Origin of the sequence: Amycolatopsis bullii, assembly GCF_014654205.1 — a bacterium.
In the GTDB taxonomy this organism is placed as follows: Bacteria; Actinomycetota; Actinomycetes; order Mycobacteriales; family Pseudonocardiaceae; genus Amycolatopsis; species Amycolatopsis plumensis.
The window spans coordinates 22,785-41,063 of sequence record NZ_BNAW01000022.1 but is presented as its reverse complement, the minus strand read 5'-3'; the positions used below and the strand labels follow the sequence as shown (position 1 = coordinate 41,063).

The window sequence follows — 18,279 nt, the reverse complement described above, 5'->3', positions numbered from 1 at the left end:
CAGTTGTCCCCATCCCCCGAATTCCCTCCCCAACCCGTCACTTTCCCTATGAAAGTTGCACCTACGGACGTCCGGCGCGGCACTTTCATAGGGAAAGTGACGCTCAGCGGAAGTCGTCCGGTGGGGTGGTCGCCGGGTCCTTGCCCGCGTGGCGGACTTCGGTGAGCCAGCGGCCGAAGTCCGGGCGGTCGCCGTCGATGTCCGTGTAGCCGTACTCCTTCATCAGGGTCCAGGACGCCAGGGTCTGGCCGGCGAAGCGGGCGACCTCCGGGTCCTGCGCCAGGGCCGCAACGCCGCGGGCCAGGAGGTACGGCGTCTCGGAGATCTTGAAGTCGACCGGCGCGAGCTTGCCGACCGCGTCGCGCCAGTTGTCCTCGGTGACCTCGAAGTGGTCGAGCATCGACTCGGAACGGAGGAAGCCCGGCGTCACCGCGAGGCCGACGCAGTCGTACTTCTTCAGCTCCACACCGAGAGCCCGGCCGAGCGCGCGGATGCCGCACTTGGCCAGGTAGTAGGGGAAGCCCGCGCCGACGTAGTCGTCGTTGTCGCCGTCGGTCACCTCGAGGACCAGGCCGCGGCGGGCGACCACCAGCGGCAGGAGCTTGTGCAACGCGATGAGGTGCGTGTCGAGCGCGTTGTGCGTCAGGGTCAGTGCGTCCTCCAGCGGTGTCTCCCAGTAGGGCGCGTCGAAGTGGAAGTACATGTCGCCGCCCCAGACGTCGTCGACCAGGATGTCGATTCCGTCCACTTCGGACTCAATGCGGGCCTTCAGCGCGTCCACATCGGACACCGAGGTGAAGTCGCAGCGGACCACCACCGCCTTGCCGCCCGCCGCTTCGACCAGCTCGCCCGTCTCTTCGATCGTCTCCGGTCGCTTCATCGGTGACGTCGTTTCGCGCGTCGTGCGGCCGGTGACGTACACCGTCGCGCCCGCGCGGCCCAGCTCCACCGCGATCGCCCGGCCACAGCCCCGGGTCGCCCCGGTGACCACGGCAACCTTGCCTTCCAAGCTCATGAATCCTCCCGTCCCCGCCACGCGGTCAGCACCGCGTCGACGTCCTCCGCCAGCCGGTCGGCCAGCCGCCCGTGCGGCCGGATCGACCAGTCGAGCGACACCCCGTTGATCACGTCCAGCACGACCCGGGCCGCCCGCGGCACGCTCGGCGCGCGCGGCAGCGAAGGAGCCGCCGCCCGCACGAGCCGCCGCAGTTCTTCTTCGACCGCCGTGAAGTGCTCGCCCAGCAACGACCGCAGCACCGGGTCGCCGATGTCCACACCGAGCTGGCCCAGGTGGTTCGCCGCCTCTTCGGCGTCCCCGAGCACCGCGTAGACCGACACCGCCGCGGCGCGCAGGCCGCCGACCGGGTCGTCCGCCCGCTCGGCGCACTCCCGCATCTGCTCGACCGCCCGCCGCGTGGCCCGCCGGCTCATCGCCTGCAGCAGGCCGCTCTTCGAGCCGAACCGCTGCGCGACCGTGCCGACCGAAACCCCGGCCTCCGCCGCCACCTGCGCGAGCGTGAAACCGGGGCCGCAGCGGCCGATCACGGTCTCCGCCGCGGCCAGCAGCCGCTCGTCGGTGATGCTCCTCGGCCGGGCCACGCAGTTATTGAACCACAGTTCATTAATGACGTCGAATCAGGGTCGACTCAGGGTCATCACGGATCGCGCATCGGCCGAAGAGCCAGCAAGGTACTACTCAGGTAGGGGGAGCGGTTCGGCCTTCAGGGTGACGCGCAACCGTCCCCGACCCGCGACGATGAACGCGTCGTAAGCGAGGGGCGGAAGAGGAGCAGCCATGATCGAGGCAACGAGCCTCACCAAACGGTACGGAAAGACGCTGGCGGTGAACAACCTGTCGTTCTCCGTGTCCGCGGGACAGGTCACCGGCTTCCTCGGTCCGAACGGAGCCGGCAAGTCCACCACCATGCGGATGATCCTGGGCCTGGACAACCCGACGGGCGGCCAGGTCACCATCGGGGGCAAGAAGTACCACGACCTCAAGGAGCCGCTGCGCACCGTCGGCGCGCTGCTCGACGCGAAGTGGGTGCACCCGAACCGTTCGGCGCGCGCCCACCTGCTCTGGATGGCGAAGTCCAACCGCATCCCGGCGAGCCGCGTCGACGAAGTCCTCGAGACGGTCGGCCTGACCAGCGTCGCGAACAAGCGCGCCGGCGGGTTCTCGCTCGGCATGTCGCAGCGTCTCGGCATCGCGGCCGCCCTGCTCGGCGACCCCGAGGTGCTGCTGTTCGACGAGCCGGTGAACGGCCTCGACCCCGAGGGCATCCTCTGGATCCGGAAGTTCATGCACCGGCTGGCCGACGAAGGCCGCACGGTTTTCGTGTCGAGCCACCTGCTTTCGGAGATGGCGCTGACCGCGAGCAACCTCGTGGTGATCGGCCGGGGGCAGCTGATTTCGCAGTCGTCCACCCAAGACTTCGTCTCCCGCGCGGCCGAGAACACGGTGAAGGTGCGCTCTCCGCAGCTGGCCGAGCTCCAGGACGCTCTGCAGCGCGCCAGCGCCGGGGTCGCCGCCGAGGCCGGCGCGCTCGTGGTGTCCGGGATGGACAGCGACAAGATCGGCGAGATCGCCGCCGCCAACCGGATCGTGCTGCACGAGCTGAGCCCGCAGACCGGCTCGCTCGAGCAGGCCTTCATGCAGATCACCGGCGACTCCGTCGAGTACCACACCGGCCTCGACGCCGAGGCGCAGCACGTGCTCGAGTCCGCCAAGTAACCGGGGAAACCAAGATCATGAACCTGCTCGCGGTCGAACGCATCAAACTGTTCAGCACCCGCTCGCCCTGGTGGTGCGCGCTCATCACCCTGGCACTGGCCATCGGGTTCGCCGCCATCTTCTCCGGCGCGTCGCCCGCCGACGAGCCGGTCACCGTGGCCGCCACCCAGTTCGGCGGTTCCCAGTTCGGCATCGCCGTCGTCATGGTGCTCGCCGCGCTCGCGGTGACCACCGAATACCGCTTCAACACCATCCGGACGACCTTCCAGGCGGTGCCGCACCGCTCGCCGGCGCTGGTCGCCAAGGCGATCGTCGTCGCGCTGATGGCGCTGGTCATCGGGGAGATCGCCGCGTTCGGCGCCCTCGGCCTCAGCATGCTGATGCGGCCGAACGACGGCATCGGCCTGCACACCACGCAGGACTGGATGAACGTCGCCGGGCTCGGGCCGGTGTTCGCGGTCGCCGCCGTGCTGGCCGTCGCGCTCGGGATCCTCATCCGGCACAGCGCCGGCGCCATCGCCCTGCTGCTCATCTACTACTTGGCCGTCGAAGAGCTGGTGCAGCTCATCCCGAAGATCGGGCACCACATCCACGAGTGGCTGCCGTTCAACGTGGCGAACAAGTTCCTGCGCGGCTCCGCCGCCGGGGGCGACGGCCCGCCGCCGTCGGACTCGCCGCTGAGCCCGGGCTGGGCGCTGGCGTACTTCGCCGGCATCGCCATCGTGTTCCTGCTCATCGCGCTCGGGGTCGCGAAGAAGCGGGACGCCTAGGGGGTAACAGGGGAAAGGGGAAACACCGGATCCGGGTCGCGCTGTCGGGGGGCGACCCGGATCCGGTGTTTCGCAGTAGGCTCGCCTGGACGGACGGGGAGCTCATGATCGAAGCGACAGCACTGACCAAGCGGTACGGCGCCACCACCGCGGTCAGCGAACTGACGTTCACCGCCCGGTCGGGGCGCGTCACCGGTTTCCTCGGCCCCAACGGCGCCGGCAAGTCCACGACGATGCGGCTGATCCTCGGCCTCGACCGCCCCGACGCGGGCCGGGTGCTCGTCGACGGCGTCCCGTACCGCGAGCTGAAAGATCCACTGAGGACGGTCGGGGCGATGCTGGACGCCACCTGGCGCCACCCCGGCCGCAGCGGGCGCGACCACCTGCGCTGGCTGGCCGCGACCAACGGCATCCCGGACAAGCGCGTCGAAGAGGTGCTCGCCCTGGTCGGGCTGACCAGCGTCGGCAAGACGCGTGTCCTGCAGTACTCGCTCGGCATGCAGCAGCGCCTCGGGATCGCCGCCGCCCTGCTCGGCGACCCGCGCGTGCTGCTGTTCGACGAGCCGGTGAACGGCCTCGACCCCGAGGGCATGGCGTGGATCCGGCAGCTGCTGCACGCGCTGGCCGCCGAAGGCCGGACCGTGTTCGTGTCCAGCCACCTGCTGCCGGAAATGGCGCAAACCGCGCAGGACCTCGTGGTGATCGGCCGCGGCCGGCTGATCTACCAGGGCACCATGGACGACTTCATCGCACAGACGAGTGAACACGGCGTCCGCGTCCGCACCCCGCACGCCGAGCAGCTGCGCGCGGCACTGACCGGGCAGGCCGAGTTCACCGAAGCCGACGGCGCCTTCGTGGTGTCCGGATTGGACAGTGACCGGATCGGGCAGCTCGCCTTCGACGCCGGCGCGACGCTGCACGAGCTGAGCCCGATCACCGGCTCGCTCGAGCAGGCCTATCTCGACCTCACCCGCGACGCCGTCGAGTTCGCGGTGCCGTCTGTGTCGTCTGTGCCGTCTGTGCCGTCTTCGGAGGCCGCCCGATGATCACCAACCTCCTGCGCGCCGAGCGCATCAAGCTCTTCAGCACCCGCGCGCCGGTGTGGTGCCTGACCATCGCGATCGTCGCGCCGATCGCGCTGACCGCGCTGTTCTTCGCGCTGGCCGGCCCGGAACTCCCGCCGACCGTCGGCAACAGCCAGCTCGTGAGCGGCAACGGCCGGACCGTGCTGCTCGTCCTGGCGGTGCTCGCGACGGCGTCGGAGTTCAATTGGGGCACCATGCGGCTGACCTTCCAGGCGGTGCCGAGCCGGGTGCCCGCGCTGCTGGCCAAGGTCGTGGTCGTCGGCGCGGTGGGCGCGGTGCTCGGGCTGGTCATCGGCTTCGGTTCGTGGGCGATGGCCGCATTGGTGCAGCCGGACGCCGACTTCGCGCTGCACACCGCCGCGGACTGGCGCGCGGTGCTCGGCCAGAGCCTGGTCTTCCTGTTCACCGCGGTGGCGGGGGTCGGCGTGGCGCTCCTGCTGCGCAGCGTCGCCTTCGCGCTGACGGTGGTCATCGTGTGGACCCAGGTGCTCGAAGGGCTCTTGGTCTTCATTCCGGGCATCGGCAAGCACGTCTACCAGTGGATGCCGTTCCACGCCGCCGACGAGTTCGTCGGGGCGGGCGGGTTCGCCGCGGGACCGCTGGGGCTGGCGCCCGCGCCGCTCGGCCCGTGGGGGTACTTGGGTTACTTCGCGGCGATCACCGTCGCCCTGGTGGCGGCCGGGGTACTCGTGACGGCCCGACGCGACGCCTGAGCGTGACCGCCGTCTCAATACCGCACAAAACCTTGTTAACAAAAGGTGAAACAGCTGTGGCTTCTCTCACAGGCACCGGACATACTGCTACGACCAGGCAAAATTCATAAGTGAGAGCACCGGACCCGTCTGAACTCCCCCTGGAGGTGAATCTTGACGGTGGACACCGGGCAAGAATTGGGTGGCACGATTCCCCGAGCCCGCGTCGAAGGCGACGCTCCCCGGCTCGAACCCATGCTGGACCTCGAATGGTCGCGGGCGATCGAACTCCCGCAAGCCGCCATGACGGCCGCGACGCCGTCCGAACTCCGCCGGGCGTGGGTGCACCGCGCGCCCGAAGACAGCGTCCTGGCCCTGTTCCGCGCTTCGGCCGGGATGGCCGGGCCGATCCCCGCGCCGTGGTGGCTGCGCGCGATGGCCGACGGCAAGCTCGATTCCCGGGAACAGGGTTTCCGCGTCGAGGACCGGATCGCGCAACTGCTCGGCAGGCGCCCGGGGTGGGAATTCGTCCCGTGGGCCGCGGACGGCGAATCCGGCTACTGGGAGTTCATGCCGTCCGAACGCGGGAAATCGGGACACGCGATTCCCACCACGGTGATGAACACCGACCGGCACGAGGGCTGGATCGACGTCCTGCCGGCGCACACCGGGCCGACGCCGGACCCGATCCCGATCGCCGGGCTCGCCGGACTGCGGTCGCGTCTCGGGGTGATCGAAGCCGTTCGTTAACCTCGGCGGGTGCAAAACGAGGAAGGCGGACGTCGGCTGCGCAGCGTGGTCAGTTACGTCAAGCGCGGTGGCCGGATGACCGTCGGGCAGCAGCGGGCGTGGGACGACCACTGGCCGCGGCTGGGCCGCACGGTGAGCGAGCTGCCCGAAGGGCCGCTGGACTTCACCGCGTGGTTCGGCCGCGAGGCGCCGGTGATGCTGGAGATCGGCTCCGGCATGGGCGAGACGACGTCGCAGCTGGCCGCCGCGGCGCCGGAGCTGAACTACGTCGCGGCCGAGGTCTACGACCCGGGCCTCGGCCAGCTGATGCTGCGCGCCGAAAAGCTGGGCGTCGAGAACCTGCGGCTGCTGCACGGTGACGCCGTCGTCCTGCTGACCGAGCACGTCGAGCCGGACACGCTGCACGGCGTGCGGCTGTTCTTCCCGGACCCGTGGCCGAAGAAGAAGCACCACAAACGGCGGATCGTGTCGCCGTCGTTCGCCGCTCTCGTGGCGTCGCGGCTCGCGCCGGGCGGCACCTTCCACATGGCGACCGACTGGGAAAACTACGCCGAGCAGATGCTCGAGGTCTGCTCCGCGGAACCGGCCCTGCGGAACCGGTACGACGGCTGGGCGCCCCGGCCCGAGTGGCGGCCGGTGACCAAGTTCGAGCAGCGCGCCGACGTCGAAGGCCGCGTCTCGCACGACCTCATCTTCGAGAAGCGCTGAGAATCGCTGAAGGGGACCTCCTCCGGATCCCCTGCGGAGAAAGTCCCCTTCAGCTCACTACCCCCGGTGTTCGCCCCTCCCCCGACAGAGGGGCGAACACACCTATTCGTCGGCCAGCGGCTCGGCCTGGACCCGCTTGAGCGCGGGCGTGCAGACCGACGCGCCGAGCAGGGCCACCCCGACCCCGAGCACGACCGGCGCCAGCAGCCACGGGCTGAGCACGATGCCCCGCGCGTCGACCATGCTGTAGAGCCCAACGCCGACCAGTACGCCGACGATTCCCGCGCCGATGGTCGCGACCAGGGCCGGCAGCGCGGCTTCCATCCGCAACGCCCTCGCCAGCACCCGCACCGGCGTGCCCGCGGCCATCAGCGCCCCGAAGGTGCGCCGCCGGTCCATCACCGAGCCCGCGGTCGCGACCGCGGCACTGCACCCGGCCAGGATCCCCGCCGCGATCAGCCCGATCACGGTTACCCGGCGCAGGTCGCCGAGCTCGGTCTGCTGGTTGTACAGGTACTGGTCGCGGCTGCCGACCTCCGCGCCGGCCGCCGGTCCGGCCAGTGCCGTCCGGACGATCTCGCGGTTCGCGTCGGTGGTCGGCGCGACGACGGTGTAGTCCGTCGGCGTGAGGCCGTCCGGCAGCGCGGCCGGATCGACGATCAGCGTTTCCGACAGGTCCGCGTCACGGGGATGGACGGCTTCCACCCGCGTCCCCGACTTCGCGGCCACCGCCTGTCCCTCCCAGCTCGCGGCGAACTTGTACTCGGCCAGGTCGACCGCCGAGTCACCGAAAACGGCCGGGCCACCCGCGCAGTTCTCCGGGGTCAGCCCGTAGCGGGTCAGCTTGACGGCGTCGGCGCAGGTCATCACCAGCGCGCGGTGGCCGTACCGGTTGGGGGCCTGGCCCTTGACGAGGTAGACCTCGCCGACCGCGACCGCCTTCTCGTTCTGGCCGTACTTCTGCAGGGCGGCGTTGGCCTGGTCGACGATCGTGCCCGCGTGCCGGCCGTCGCTGTCGACGTAGAGCACGGAGTCGACGTAGGACCGCCCGCCGCCGGCCATCGATTCGAACGTCGGCAGCAGCGTCAGCGCCATCGACCCGGCGAACACCGCCAGCACGATCCCGGCGGACGCGCGGTAGGCGCCCTTCGGGTCGTCACGCAGGCGGCGGCCGGCGAGCAGCGCGGACGGGCGCCGCCAGATCCGGACGAACGTGCCGCCGACCGCCGACGTCACCCACGGCCCGACGATCGCGGCCGAGCCGACCAGCAGGAACAGCCCCGCCATGACGAGCCCGATGCCCCCTGTCTCCTTCACCGTCGTCACGGCGATGAGGAAGAACGCCCCGGCCGCGGGCAGCGCCAGCAGCCGCCACCAGTGCAGCGGTTTCTTCGTGTGACCACCGGTGGCGAACAGCGGGTTCTTCAGCACGCGGCGCAGGCCGAGGACACCGGCCAGGACCACGAGCACCGGGATGGCCACGACGATGGACACCGTCAGGCCGATCGGCAGCGCGAAGTCGGACGCCAGCCAGGTGCCGCCGGCCCACGGCACGAACGACGCGAGGCCGTGCAGCGCCGGGCTGATCAGCAGCCCGAGCACCGCGCCGATGCCCGCGGACAACGTCGTCTCGGCGGCCACCATGTTCGTGACCTGCCCCGGCGTCGCCCCGGCCAGCCGGATCGCGGCGAGCCGCCGTTCCCGCCGGGCCGCGGTCAGCCGCGCCGACGACGCGACCAGCACCAGGCTGGGCACCAGCAGCACGATGATCCCGACCCAGGACAGCAGCATGAGCAGCGCGTCCGGGCTCGCCTTGCCGCCGGGGAAATCCGCCAGCGGGTAGGCGTTCTCCGGCATCGCGTCCGGCGTGTGCCCGACGAGCGCGACGAGCTGTTCCGGGAAGCGGAGGGCGCCCTCGCCGAGCGCGCCGACGGGCTTGCCGAACCGGTCGCCGAGCTGCGCGGCCGGATGGGCCTGCAGGAGCCGGCCGAGCGCGGGCGACACGACGGTCTCGCCCGGCCCCGGCAGTTGCGGCACGCCCGGCGGCAGGGCGATTGACCCGGCACCGGCGACCGGCGCGATGTCGACGCGGACGATCTGCTGCCCGTCGAAATAGTCCGTGGCGGAGTTGAACAGCAGCTTCTGCGGGCCGTCGAGCTGGTAGCCGACGTGGTGTTCGCCTTGCCAGAGGGCACGCTGTTCGCGGTTCTGGGTGGCGAACGGCAGCGTCGCCAGCAGGAGCACCAGCCCGGTCGCGACGGCCACCCCGATCGCGGTGAGGATCGCCGACGTCCGGGTCCGCCGGTCGACCTTCAGCACCCGCAGGGCGATCTGGAGGGAGTTCACGCCGCCAGCCTCGTCGCGATCAGGCCGTCGCGGATGGCGACGGTCTTGGGCATCGACTCGGCCAGTTCGCGGTCGTGCGTCACGACGATCACCGCGGCGCCGGTCTCGTGCGCGGCGCCGAGCAGGGCGTCCATCGTCTCGCGGCCGGTGCGCGTATCGAGCGCGCCGGTCGGCTCGTCGGCGAAGATGACCTTCGGCCGGTGGGTCAGCGCCCGCGCGATCGCGACGCGCTGGGCCTCGCCGCCGGACAGCTCACCGGGGCGGCGCTTTTCCTTGCCGGCCAGGCCGAGGCGGGACAGCCAGCCGCGGCCGGCGTCGATGGCTTCCTTGCGCCCGAGCCCGGCCAGCAGCGACGGCAGGGCGACGTTCTCTTCGGCCGACAGTTCGGCCACCAGCATCCCCGACTGGAAGACGAACCCGAACTCGGTGCGGCGCAGTTCGCTGCGCTTCTTCTCGCCGAGGTGGTCGATCCGCTGCCCGCCCAGGAAGATCTGCCCGTCGTCGGCCCGGAGGATGCCGGCCAGCACGTGCAGCAGCGACGTCTTGCCCGAGCCGGACGGCCCGACGATGGCGACGGCGTCCCGCGGCTGGATGTCGATGTCGATGCCGGCCAGGGCGTACTGGGTGCCGTAGCGCTTCACCAGCCCGCGGCCGGAGAGCACCGGACCGTTCGTCGCGTGTGGCGTGTTCGGGTGCACGAGGTTCTCCCTGTCGGTTCGGATCTTGATGCCGACGAGCCTCGCCGAAACCACGGGGTGTCCACTTCGGGCAGACGGCCACTGCCGCCCCGGTCCACCTCGGCCGATCGGCCGAGGGCAGGCGGGCCACTCGGCCAAGGTGCGGGTACCGGGGAATCACGTAACGTCACGTTGTGCCCGCCGCGCCCCTGCCGAAAACGCTCTACACCCGCGCCGCCGCCCTAGTGCGGCGCATCGGCGTGCCCTCCGCCGTGGTGTTCGCCGCGCTGCTGTTCGACGTCCTCTACACGACGCGGGCGGCGCTCGACGACGCCGGTCCACGTTTCGTCGACTTCGGCCTGCTGCCCGGCATCTGCGCGATGGCCGCCTGCGGGCTCTGGGCCCAGAAGCGGGCCGCGGTCGCCGGGGTGACCGGCGGCGGGGTACTGATCTTCTCCACGCTCTTCATCCACTCGTTCCACCTCCCGCCGTACTCCAGCGTGCTGCCGAAGGTGACGATCACCGAGGTCGTGGCCGGGGTGCTGATGGTCTACTACGTGGCCCGCCGGGCGCGGGCGGGCGTGGCGTTCTGCGTGGTCGGCTTCCTGGTCGTCGCCGGTCTCGTCGCCGTCTTCGGCCGGTACGCCGGGGTCGGTGACATCGACAGCGGCACCGGCTCGCAGGCGCTGCTGTTCGGCCTGCTGCTGCTCGTCGGTTCGCTGGTGCCGGCCATCGCCGCGCGGGACCGCGGGCCGCGGGCCGATCCGCGGCGCGGGCTGAACCGGGTGAACGAGCTGGCGATGGGGCAGTGGCCGCTGATGGGGCTGCTGGCGTTCGCGCTGCTGTTCGAGTTCGGCTACACGTATTCGAGCAACGCCCGCGGGTTCCCGATCCTGTTCTGTTCGCTGGTCGCGGCCGTCGTCGCGGTGCTCTCCCCGCGGCGGCCCGCCGACGCGCTGCTCGGCCTCGCCGGGATCATGCTCGTCTCCGCGGTCGTCACGCCGTTCCTGAGCCTGCGGTCCTACGACTACCAGATGCCGGGCGGGGTGCCGGCCGTGCAGGTGATCGCCGGCCTGGGGGTGGTGGTGAACCTGACCCGCGCCCAGGGGCTGAGCCGCTCCTGGCCGCGGATCGCCGTGCTGTCGAGCGTGGTGGCGCTCGCCGCGATCCTCAACTCCTACCGGTCGCGTGGCCTGCAGACCGACCCCGAAACCCTGTCGGTGCTCGCCTTCGCCGCGACGCTGATGCTGGGCATCGCGATCGCCGTCGGCCTGATGCTGCGCTCGCGGGACGCCCAGCGCACCCAGGCCGTGCAGACGGCGGTGAGCGACGCGCAGACCGCCGAGCGGATGGCGCTGGCCCGGGAGCTGCACGACGTCGTCGCCCACCACGTCACCGGGATCGTGGTGCAGGCCCAGGCCGCGCGGATGATGGCCGAGAAGAAGCCCGAGATCGCGGTCGAGGCGATGGCCCGGATCGAGAACGCCGGCGTCGAGGCGCTCGCGGCGATGCGGCGGCTGGTCCGCTCGATGCGCGGCGACGCCCCGGCCGGGATGAGCGAATTCAGCGAGCAGGCCACCACCGACCTCGGCGCCGACCTGCGAAAACTGGTCGAAAGCGCGAACCACGGCGTACCGACGTCGATGCACCTGGACCTGCCGTCGGACCTGCCGCACGAGGTCGGCCGCTCGGCGCTGCGGCTGGTGCAGGAGTCGCTGACGAACGTCGGCAAGCACGCCTCGGGCGCGACCGAGGCCTTCGTCGTCGCCGAAGTGCAGGGGGAGCAGCTGCACCTCCGGGTGACGGACAACGGGCGCGAGACGGCGCACCGGCCGGCCGGCGGGTCGGGCGGCTACGGTCTGGTCGGCATGCGCGAACGCGTCGCGCTGCTCAAGGGCCGGTTGTCGGCCGGGCGGGACCCGGACGGCGGCTGGCGCGTCGAAGCTTGGCTGCCGCTGGCGGCCGGAGAAGACACGGAAGGGGACGAGTGATCCGGGTACTGATCGCCGACGACCAGGAGATGGTGCGGATGGGTTTCCGCATGATCCTGGACGCGCAGGACGACATCGAAGTCGTCGCCGACGTCGCGGACGGCGTCTCGGCGGTCTCGAAGGCCCGCGAGCTGCGCCCGGACGTCTGCCTGCTCGACATCCGCATGCCCGGCCTCGACGGCCTGGAGGTCACCCGGCAGCTGGCCGGGCCGGACGTGGCCGACCCGCTGAAGGTGGTCGTGGTCACGACGTTCGACCTCGACGAGTACGTGCACACGGCGCTGCGCAACGGCGCGTCCGGCTTCCTGCTGAAGGACGCGGGCCCGGCGCTGCTGATCGAGGCGGTCCGCGCGGCCGACCGCGGCGACGCGCTGGTCTCGCCGCAGATCACCGTGCGGCTGCTCAAGCACTTCAACGGCGGTGCGGTGAAGCCGCAGGCCGCGTCGCCGTCCGAGCCGCTGACCCCGCGCGAGCTGGACGTGCTGAAGGCGGTCGCGCGCGGGCTGACGAACACCGAGATCGGCGCGGAGCTGTTCATGTCGTTGTCGACGGTGAAGACGCACCTGGCTTCGGTGCAGAGCAAGATCGGTGCGCGGAACCGGGTGGAGAGCGCGGCGTGGGCGTGGCGGAGCGGAGTGGTGTCGTAGTTTTGGGTGCGTAGTATCCAGAGATGCAACGCCGTTTCCACGCCCCTGTCGTTCTCCCCGCCGACCCTTCCTGTTCGCTCCTCCGTGACGCGGTCGTCGATGTCGACGCCGACGGGCGCATTTCGTACTGCGGACCGGCGGCCACCGCCCCCGAGTCCGCCGCACCGGTCACCACCCTGACCGGCATCCTGCTGCCCGGCCTGGTCAACACGCACGCGCACAGCCCGATGACGCTGCTGCGCGGCATGGGCGGCGACCTGCCGCTGCTGCCGTGGCTCAACGAGATCATCTGGCCGGCCGAGGCCAAGCTGCGCCCGGAGGACGTCCGCACGGGCATGCTGCTCGGCTCGGTCGAGATGCTCCGCCACGGCGTCACGACCAGCGCCGAGATGTACTTCGAAGGCGAGCAGCTGGTCGACGCGGTCCTCACGACGGGCGGCCGCGTGCTGGTCGCGCCCCCGGTGATGGAGCTGCCGGGCCTGGACTGGAAGGCGCAGCTGGCATCGATCGACCGCTGGATCGACACGGACGGCCTCCGCTTCGGCCACGGCGACCGCATCGAGCTGGGCTACGGCCCGCACTCGGCGTACATGCTGTCCGAGGAAGGGTTGCGCGCGACGGCGGAATCGGCTTCGTCGCGGGGCGCGCTGGTGCAGATCCACGTGGCGGAGGCGGCCACGGAGGACACGGCGGTGCGTGAGGCGCACGGTTCGGTGCCGGCTCTGTTGAAGGAGCTGGGCATGCTGGACGGCCGGGTGCTGGCGGCGCATTCGATCCACTTGTCGGATGCCGACATCGCGCTGTACGCGGCGCACGGGGTGGGGATGGCGCACTGCCCGGGCTCGAACGCGAAGCTGGCTTCGGGGATCGCGCGGATCGCCGACCTGCGGGCCGCGGGGGTTGCGGTGGGTCTGGGCACCGACGGCCCGGCGTCCAACGACGACATCGACCTGTGGGAAGAACTCCAGCTCGCGGCGATGTTCGCCCGGTTGGCCACGGGCGATTCGACGGTGATCACGGCAGCGGACGTGTTCCTGCTGGCGACCCGGGGTGGGGCTTCGGCTTTGGGGCGGTCCGACATCGGGGCGCTGGAGCCGGGTCGGTGGGCTGATCTGGTGCACATCGATCTGGACGATCCGGCGTTCGCTTGTGGGCTGGAGGTGCCGGACGTGCAGTTGCTGTCGAACCTGGTGTGGGCGGCGGGGTCGCGGCGGGTGCGGGATGTGTGGGTCGCGGGGGAGCAGGTGGTGGCGGATGGGGAGTCGGTGAAGGTGGAGCGGGCGAAGGTGCAGGCCGGCGTGGCCGAGACGGCGGCCCGGCTGCGGGCTTGAGCTCCGAAAGCGGCACTTTCACGTGAAAGTGCCGCTTTGGCGGGTCAGCGCGGACGAAGGATCACTTCCGTCGGGTGGGCATCCGGGGTGGCGGACACCGCCGTCACCACCGCGGTGGCCACCGAGTCCGCCTTCAGCAAGTGCGCTGTGTCGTACTCGCGGCCCTCGCCGGCGAAGATCTCCTGCTGCATCTCCGTGTCCGTGCGGCCCGGGTACACCGACGTCACGCGGATGTCGCGTTCCTCCTCGCGGAGCGCGTCGGCGAAGGCGCGGACCGCGAACTTGCTCGCCGCGTACGGGGACCAGCCCGGGCGGGCGTTCAGGCCTGCCCCCGAGTTGATCACCACCACGTGTCCTCGGGCGGCGCGCAACGCCGGGAGCAACAGGCGGGTCAGCTCGACCACCGCCAGCGTGTTGACCTCGAAGTTGTCACGCCATGCGTCCGCGGAAAGATCCTCGATGCGGCCCAGGCGCGCGACGCCCGCCGAGTGGACCAGCACGTCCAGGGCGGTGATGTCCGCGACCGCCGAGGACAGCGATGCCGGGTTCGTCAGCTCGACCGGCCACGGCTTCGCGCCCGGGAGTTCCTTCGCCAGTGCCGCCAGTGCGTCGGCGTCGCGGCCGCCCAGCAGGAGCCGGTGCGTGGGGGCCAGCTGGTGGGCGATCGCGGCGCCGATGCCGCGGGAGGCGCCGGTCACCAGGGCGAGGGGAAGATCCGTCATGGCCCCACCGTAGCGGCGAACCCGGCGTCCACCGTGCGGTCTTCGCGCTTGCCCGGACCCAAGGTGCGCGGGTCCGCGCAGCCGGACACCGGGTCCACGTCGGAGTCGCGGGTGTCGTCGCCGGCGTCCCTGGCCGCCGGGTGGTGGCCGTCCGCGGTGAAGCACACCTGGTACGTGCCGTCCTCCAGGCCGCCGAAGGTGTACGAGCCGTCGGGGCCGGTGACGACGCTCGCCACCTGCTTGCCGTTCGCGTCCTTCAAGACCGCCTTGACACCGGCGAGGCCCGGTTCGCCCGCGTCCTGCTGTCCGTTGCCGTCCTTGTCCGCCCAGACGAAGTCGCCGATGCGGTTCGTCGGGGACACCAGCCCGAGGTCCGCCGTGAAGTCCTCGTGGGACGGGGCGCCCACGGTGCGCGGTGCGGTGCAGCCGTCCGGGCCGGCGTCCGAATCGCGGTCTTCGCTGCCCGCGTCGCGGCGCGTCACCGTGAAGTCCGCCGGGATGGCGAAGCAGACCTGGTACGTGCCGTCCTTCAGCTTGTCGAACCCGTACTTGCCCTTGTCGTCGGTCGTCGCGGTGCCGACCGTGCCGCCCGCGCCATCCTTCAGCGTCACCGTGACGCCCGCGACGCCGGGCTCGTCCGGGTCCTGGAGGCCGTCGCGGTTGCGGTCCGCCCAGACGAAGTCGCCGATCTTCGCGATGGCCGGCGGCGGCAGCACGGTGATCGTCGCCGAGGCCGTCTTGTCGCCGAGCGTGCCGCCCGGGTGGTGCACGCCGGTCACCTTCACCGTGTTGACGTGCCCGCTGTCAGCCACCGTGAGGTCCGGGTGGTCGCAGGTCAGCTGCCGGTTCGCGCCCGCGGCCAGCGCGAACGGCTCGAACGAGCCGGGGCACCACGGGTCCTGCACGGTGATCCCGGTGAGGTCCTCGGTGCCGTCGTTGGTCACGGTGACGCGGTAGTGCGCGGTCTCGCCCGCGGTGACCGTCGCGAACGACGCCCACGCGCCGGTCGCCGGGTTCTGCACTTCCTTCTTCACCGAGTACGCCGCGAGCCGGAGGTCGACGCAGTCCCAGTGCAGCCGGTCGAGGGTGGTCGTGGCGAAGAACTTCACCGCGGCCGCCTTGGCCGGGGCCGTCGCCGCCGGGAAGTCCTGCCGGGCGAGGGTGCCGTCGCCCGCGTAGTGGTCCGCGACGAGCTTGGTCTCCTGGATCTGGGTGCCGGTGGCGTCGTAGAACCGCAGGCCGGTGGCCGGTTCGTAGCGCGGCGCGCGGGAAGCGGTCCAGACGCGGAGGGTGTAGACGCCGCCGGGGACGAACCGCTCGGCCTGGTAGGCCGTGCTGGTCTTGCCGTCCGGCGTCTGGATGACCGCCGCCCGCTGACCGTCGACGGCGTACTCCTGCTCGGTCGCCAGTCTCGGCGTCTTCGCGGCCGGGGTCCCGGGCGGGACCGGGGCGGCCGGGGCGAAGATGTACCCGTCCGGGGCGCCGTTGCGGGCCGCGAGCTCGACGCTCGGGTTCGCCGCGAGCCCGCCGCAGACCGGCGGCGCGTCCTCGGCGACGGACGCGGACGCGGGCACGACCGCCGCCGCGATCGCCACCACCGCCACCGCCACCGTGCGCCCGGAGAAGATCACCCCTCGACTATGGCGCGCGGTACGGGCCCGCACCGGCCAAGAACCGCCCACGTAAGAGTGAACTTCGGCCGGTGCGGGCCCGGTGCGTCAGCGTTCGCCGATGCGGCCGGGCAGCCCGAAGCGGCCCTTCTTCCACACCGACACGATGGCCGGCCGCGGCTGCGCAGTGCCGCCGTCGGGCCAGTGCGACGTCGGGTTCGCCGAGCTGGCCGCGTTCTCACCGGGGTGCTGGACCGCGACGAGCACCAGGTTGTCGGTGACGACCGGGCCGCACGTCTCGGCGCCGACCGGCACCGACAGGAACTGCTTGACGTGGCCGCGCTCCGGCCCGGTGACCGGCACCGAGAACAGGCCGTCGTTCGCGCCGAGGGCGTTGCCGTCGGTGGCGATCCACAGGTTGCCGTGCCGGTCGAACGCGACGTTGTCCGGGCAGGAGACCGGGCTGACCTGCTCCTTCGGGAAGCCGCCGAAGTAGGTGTCGGCCGCCTTGGGGTCGCCGCAGACCAGCAGCAGCCGCCAGGAGAACCGGGTCGAGGCCGCGTCGCCGCGGTCCTCCTCCCACTCCAGGACGTGGCCGTTCTTGTTGCCGTTGCGCGGGTTGACCTCGTCGACGCCGGCCTTGCCCGCCGCGCCGCGGTCGGTGTTGTTGGTCAGCGCCGCGTAGATCCGGCCGTTGACCGGGTTCGGCTCGATGTCCTCTGGGCGGTCCATCTTGGTGGCGGCCACCTTGTCCGCGGCCTGGCGCGTGAAGACGTAGACCTCTTCGGCGGTGAACCCGTCCACAAAGGACTTGTCGCCGCTCGCCAGCGGGATCCACTCGCCGGTGCCGTCGAACTCGCCGTCGGCCGGGAGCTTGCCCGTCCCGTCGATCTCCGGGGCCGGGCTGTCGCCGGTGAACCGGGCGACGTACAGCGTGCCTTCGTCGAGCAGCGCCATGTTGTGCCGCCGCGCGTGCGCGCTGTTCCCGGGCTTGTACTTGCCCTTCGAGACGAACTTGTAGATGTACTCGAAGCGGCTGTCGTCCCCGGAATAGACGGCGACCCGGCCGTCGGCGGTGATCTTGACGTTCGCGGCCTCGTGCTTGAAGCGGCCGAGCGCGGTGTGCTTGACCGGCGTCGAGTTCGGGTCGTTCGGGTCGATCTCGACGACCCAGCCGAACCGGTTCGGCTCGTTGGGCTCCTGCGCGACGTCCCAGCGCTTGTCGAACCGCTCCCACTTGCGGGTGCTCGTGCCGGCGCCGACGGAGTAACGCTTGAGCCGCGCCGCCGCGACCGGGTCGGTGACCTTGTCGGAGTTGGCGAAGTACTGGTCGAAGTTCTCCTCGCCGGAGAGCACCGTGCCCCACGGCGTCACGCCGCCGGAGCAGTTGTTCTGCGTGCCGCGGACCTTGCGCCCGCTCGGGTCGGCCGAGGTCTTCAGGTACTTCGAGCCGGCGGCCGGGCCGCGGACCTCGAAGATCGTGTCGAGGGTGATCCGGCGGCCGTACCGGCTCGGGACGACTTCGAGGCCGCCGTGGATCGGGTCGCGGCGGGCCTGCAGCACCGAAAGGCCGTGCGCGGCCCAGGCGATCTTGACCTGCTCCTCGGTCGGGTTGGCCGGGTCGTACTGGTCGGCCGGGAACATGTGGACCTCGGTCGTGTACTCGTGGTTGACCACGAGCAGGTTCGACAGGCCCAGCGGGTCCTGCGGGATCAGGCCGACGAAGTCGTTGTTGTAGCCGAACTGCTTGGCCTGCGCGGCCGCGGTTTGCTTGGCGAAGTCGAACTTCGGCGCGCCCGGGACGACCGGGTCGCCCCAGCGGACGACGACGCGCTGGGCGTAGCCGTCGGGGATGCTGACGGCGTCGAGCTTGTTCGGCGGAACCGGCGTGAAGTCGGTGCCGGGCACCGGACGCGGCTTCGGTTTCCGCAGCGGCTCGGCCACCGCGACGCCCGGGGAAAGCGCGGCGAACCCGCCCGCGGCGGCGGCCATCACGGCACCCGCCTTGAACACCCGGCGGCGGGAGATGTCCTTGACGACGTCACCGAAGTACTCGTTGCCGGAGTCGTTCGCCTCGGGGTGGGCGCACGCGTTGCCGCACCGGTACTCGCAGGTCACCGGGGAGCGGCCGCCCGGGTGGGCGGCGAAGAGCGGGAGCAGACGGTCGGGCACGAGGCCTCCATGGTGGGGGTTCGGGAACGCCCCGACCGTAAGCT

General features: G+C 71.3%; 16 protein-coding genes. 9 read left to right on the top strand and 7 right to left on the bottom strand.

Features of this window, described 5'->3' with window-relative positions; all coding sequences use genetic code 11:
- Positions 1-103 precede the first annotated feature (103 nt).
- Entirely contained in the window at positions 104-1,015 is a 912-nt protein-coding gene (locus tag IE317_RS23650) for an SDR family NAD(P)-dependent oxidoreductase (protein ID WP_191313523.1), read from the bottom strand.
- Positions 1,012-1,599, bottom strand: coding sequence for a TetR/AcrR family transcriptional regulator (locus IE317_RS23645; RefSeq protein ID WP_191313522.1), 588 nt, complete (start codon positions 1,597-1,599; stop codon positions 1,012-1,014). The genes IE317_RS23650 and IE317_RS23645 overlap by 4 nt, the downstream gene beginning before the upstream one ends.
- A gap of 196 nt (positions 1,600-1,795) precedes the next feature.
- Here IE317_RS23645 and IE317_RS23640 point away from each other — a divergent pair, with 196 nt between their 5' ends.
- From IE317_RS23640 to trmB, 6 genes are all read left to right on the top strand, one after another.
- Positions 1,796-2,734, top strand: coding sequence for an ABC transporter ATP-binding protein (locus IE317_RS23640; protein WP_191313521.1), 939 nt, complete (start codon positions 1,796-1,798; stop codon positions 2,732-2,734).
- A gap of 17 nt (positions 2,735-2,751) precedes the next feature.
- Positions 2,752-3,504 carry an ABC transporter permease gene (locus IE317_RS23635; RefSeq protein ID WP_191313520.1) on the top strand — a complete coding sequence of 251 codons (753 nt, stop codon included), beginning with the start codon at positions 2,752-2,754 and terminating at the stop codon, positions 3,502-3,504.
- 104 nt (positions 3,505-3,608) lie between these two features.
- Positions 3,609-4,550 carry an ABC transporter ATP-binding protein gene (locus IE317_RS23630; RefSeq protein WP_191313519.1) on the top strand — a complete coding sequence of 314 codons (942 nt, stop codon included), beginning with the start codon at positions 3,609-3,611 and terminating at the stop codon, positions 4,548-4,550.
- Complete coding sequence (locus IE317_RS23625; RefSeq protein WP_191313518.1) at positions 4,547-5,302, top strand: hypothetical protein; 756 nt, start codon at positions 4,547-4,549, stop codon at positions 5,300-5,302. The genes IE317_RS23630 and IE317_RS23625 overlap by 4 nt, the downstream gene beginning before the upstream one ends.
- A 159-nt stretch (positions 5,303-5,461) precedes the next feature.
- Positions 5,462-6,031 carry a hypothetical protein gene (locus IE317_RS23620; RefSeq protein ID WP_229902884.1) on the top strand — a complete coding sequence of 190 codons (570 nt, stop codon included), beginning with the start codon at positions 5,462-5,464 and terminating at the stop codon, positions 6,029-6,031.
- Between the two features lie 75 nt (positions 6,032-6,106).
- Positions 6,107-6,739: a tRNA (guanosine(46)-N7)-methyltransferase TrmB gene (trmB, locus tag IE317_RS23615; protein ID WP_229902891.1), complete on the top strand. Its 633-nt coding sequence runs from the start codon at positions 6,107-6,109 to the stop codon at positions 6,737-6,739.
- Between the two features lie 102 nt (positions 6,740-6,841).
- Here the strand turns inward: trmB and IE317_RS23610 are convergent, their stop codons facing one another.
- Both IE317_RS23610 and IE317_RS23605 read right to left on the bottom strand, forming a co-directional pair.
- Positions 6,842-9,085 (bottom strand): ABC transporter permease, encoded by a 2,244-nt coding sequence (locus IE317_RS23610; RefSeq protein WP_191313516.1) that lies wholly within the window; start codon positions 9,083-9,085, stop codon positions 6,842-6,844.
- A complete protein-coding gene (locus IE317_RS23605) occupies positions 9,082-9,783 on the bottom strand; it encodes an ABC transporter ATP-binding protein (protein ID WP_191313602.1) in 702 nt (233 codons plus the stop codon). Before IE317_RS23605 ends, IE317_RS23610 begins: the two co-directional genes overlap by 4 nt.
- Positions 9,784-9,956: 173 nt before the next feature.
- On the opposite strand from IE317_RS23605, the gene IE317_RS23600 reads away from it, so the two are divergent.
- The 3 genes from IE317_RS23600 to IE317_RS23590 are packed head-to-tail and all read left to right on the top strand — an operon-like array spanning position 9,957 to position 13,731.
- Complete coding sequence (locus tag IE317_RS23600; protein WP_191313515.1) at positions 9,957-11,753, top strand: sensor histidine kinase; 1,797 nt, start codon at positions 9,957-9,959, stop codon at positions 11,751-11,753.
- Positions 11,750-12,400: a response regulator gene (locus IE317_RS23595; RefSeq protein WP_191313514.1), complete on the top strand. Its 651-nt coding sequence runs from the start codon at positions 11,750-11,752 to the stop codon at positions 12,398-12,400. The genes IE317_RS23600 and IE317_RS23595 overlap by 4 nt, the downstream gene beginning before the upstream one ends.
- A gap of 23 nt (positions 12,401-12,423) precedes the next feature.
- On the top strand, positions 12,424-13,731 hold the full coding sequence (locus IE317_RS23590; protein WP_191313513.1) for an amidohydrolase family protein: 1,308 nt from the start codon (positions 12,424-12,426) through the stop codon (positions 13,729-13,731).
- 44 nt (positions 13,732-13,775) lie between these two features.
- Here the strand turns inward: IE317_RS23590 and IE317_RS23585 are convergent, their stop codons facing one another.
- From IE317_RS23585 to IE317_RS23575, 3 genes are all read right to left on the bottom strand, one after another.
- A complete protein-coding gene (locus IE317_RS23585) occupies positions 13,776-14,453 on the bottom strand; it encodes an SDR family oxidoreductase (protein ID WP_191313512.1) in 678 nt (225 codons plus the stop codon).
- On the bottom strand, positions 14,450-16,084 hold the full coding sequence (locus IE317_RS23580; protein WP_191313511.1) for a DUF7850 domain-containing protein: 1,635 nt from the start codon (positions 16,082-16,084) through the stop codon (positions 14,450-14,452). Before IE317_RS23580 ends, IE317_RS23585 begins: the two co-directional genes overlap by 4 nt.
- Before the next feature lie 87 nt (positions 16,085-16,171).
- Positions 16,172-18,235: a PhoX family protein gene (locus tag IE317_RS23575; RefSeq protein WP_191313510.1), complete on the bottom strand. Its 2,064-nt coding sequence runs from the start codon at positions 18,233-18,235 to the stop codon at positions 16,172-16,174.
- Between the last annotated feature and the right edge of the window lie 44 nt (positions 18,236-18,279).

What these genes read in the sequence shown, in the direction of transcription:
- IE317_RS23650 (WP_191313523.1), bottom strand. Translation starts at nt 1,015, where the DNA reads ATGAGCTTGGAAGGCAAGGTTGCCGTGGTCACCGGGGCGACCCGGGGC.
- IE317_RS23640 (WP_191313521.1), top strand. Translation starts at nt 1,796, where the DNA reads ATGATCGAGGCAACGAGCCTCACCAAACGGTACGGAAAGACGCTGGCG.
- IE317_RS23635 (WP_191313520.1), top strand. Translation starts at nt 2,752, where the DNA reads ATGAACCTGCTCGCGGTCGAACGCATCAAACTGTTCAGCACCCGCTCG.
- IE317_RS23630 (WP_191313519.1), top strand. Translation starts at nt 3,609, where the DNA reads ATGATCGAAGCGACAGCACTGACCAAGCGGTACGGCGCCACCACCGCG.
- IE317_RS23625 (WP_191313518.1), top strand. Translation starts at nt 4,547, where the DNA reads ATGATCACCAACCTCCTGCGCGCCGAGCGCATCAAGCTCTTCAGCACC.
- trmB (WP_229902891.1), top strand. Translation starts at nt 6,107, where the DNA reads ATGACCGTCGGGCAGCAGCGGGCGTGGGACGACCACTGGCCGCGGCTG.
- IE317_RS23590 (WP_191313513.1), top strand. Translation starts at nt 12,424, where the DNA reads ATGCAACGCCGTTTCCACGCCCCTGTCGTTCTCCCCGCCGACCCTTCC.
- IE317_RS23585 (WP_191313512.1), bottom strand. Translation starts at nt 14,453, where the DNA reads ATGACGGATCTTCCCCTCGCCCTGGTGACCGGCGCCTCCCGCGGCATC.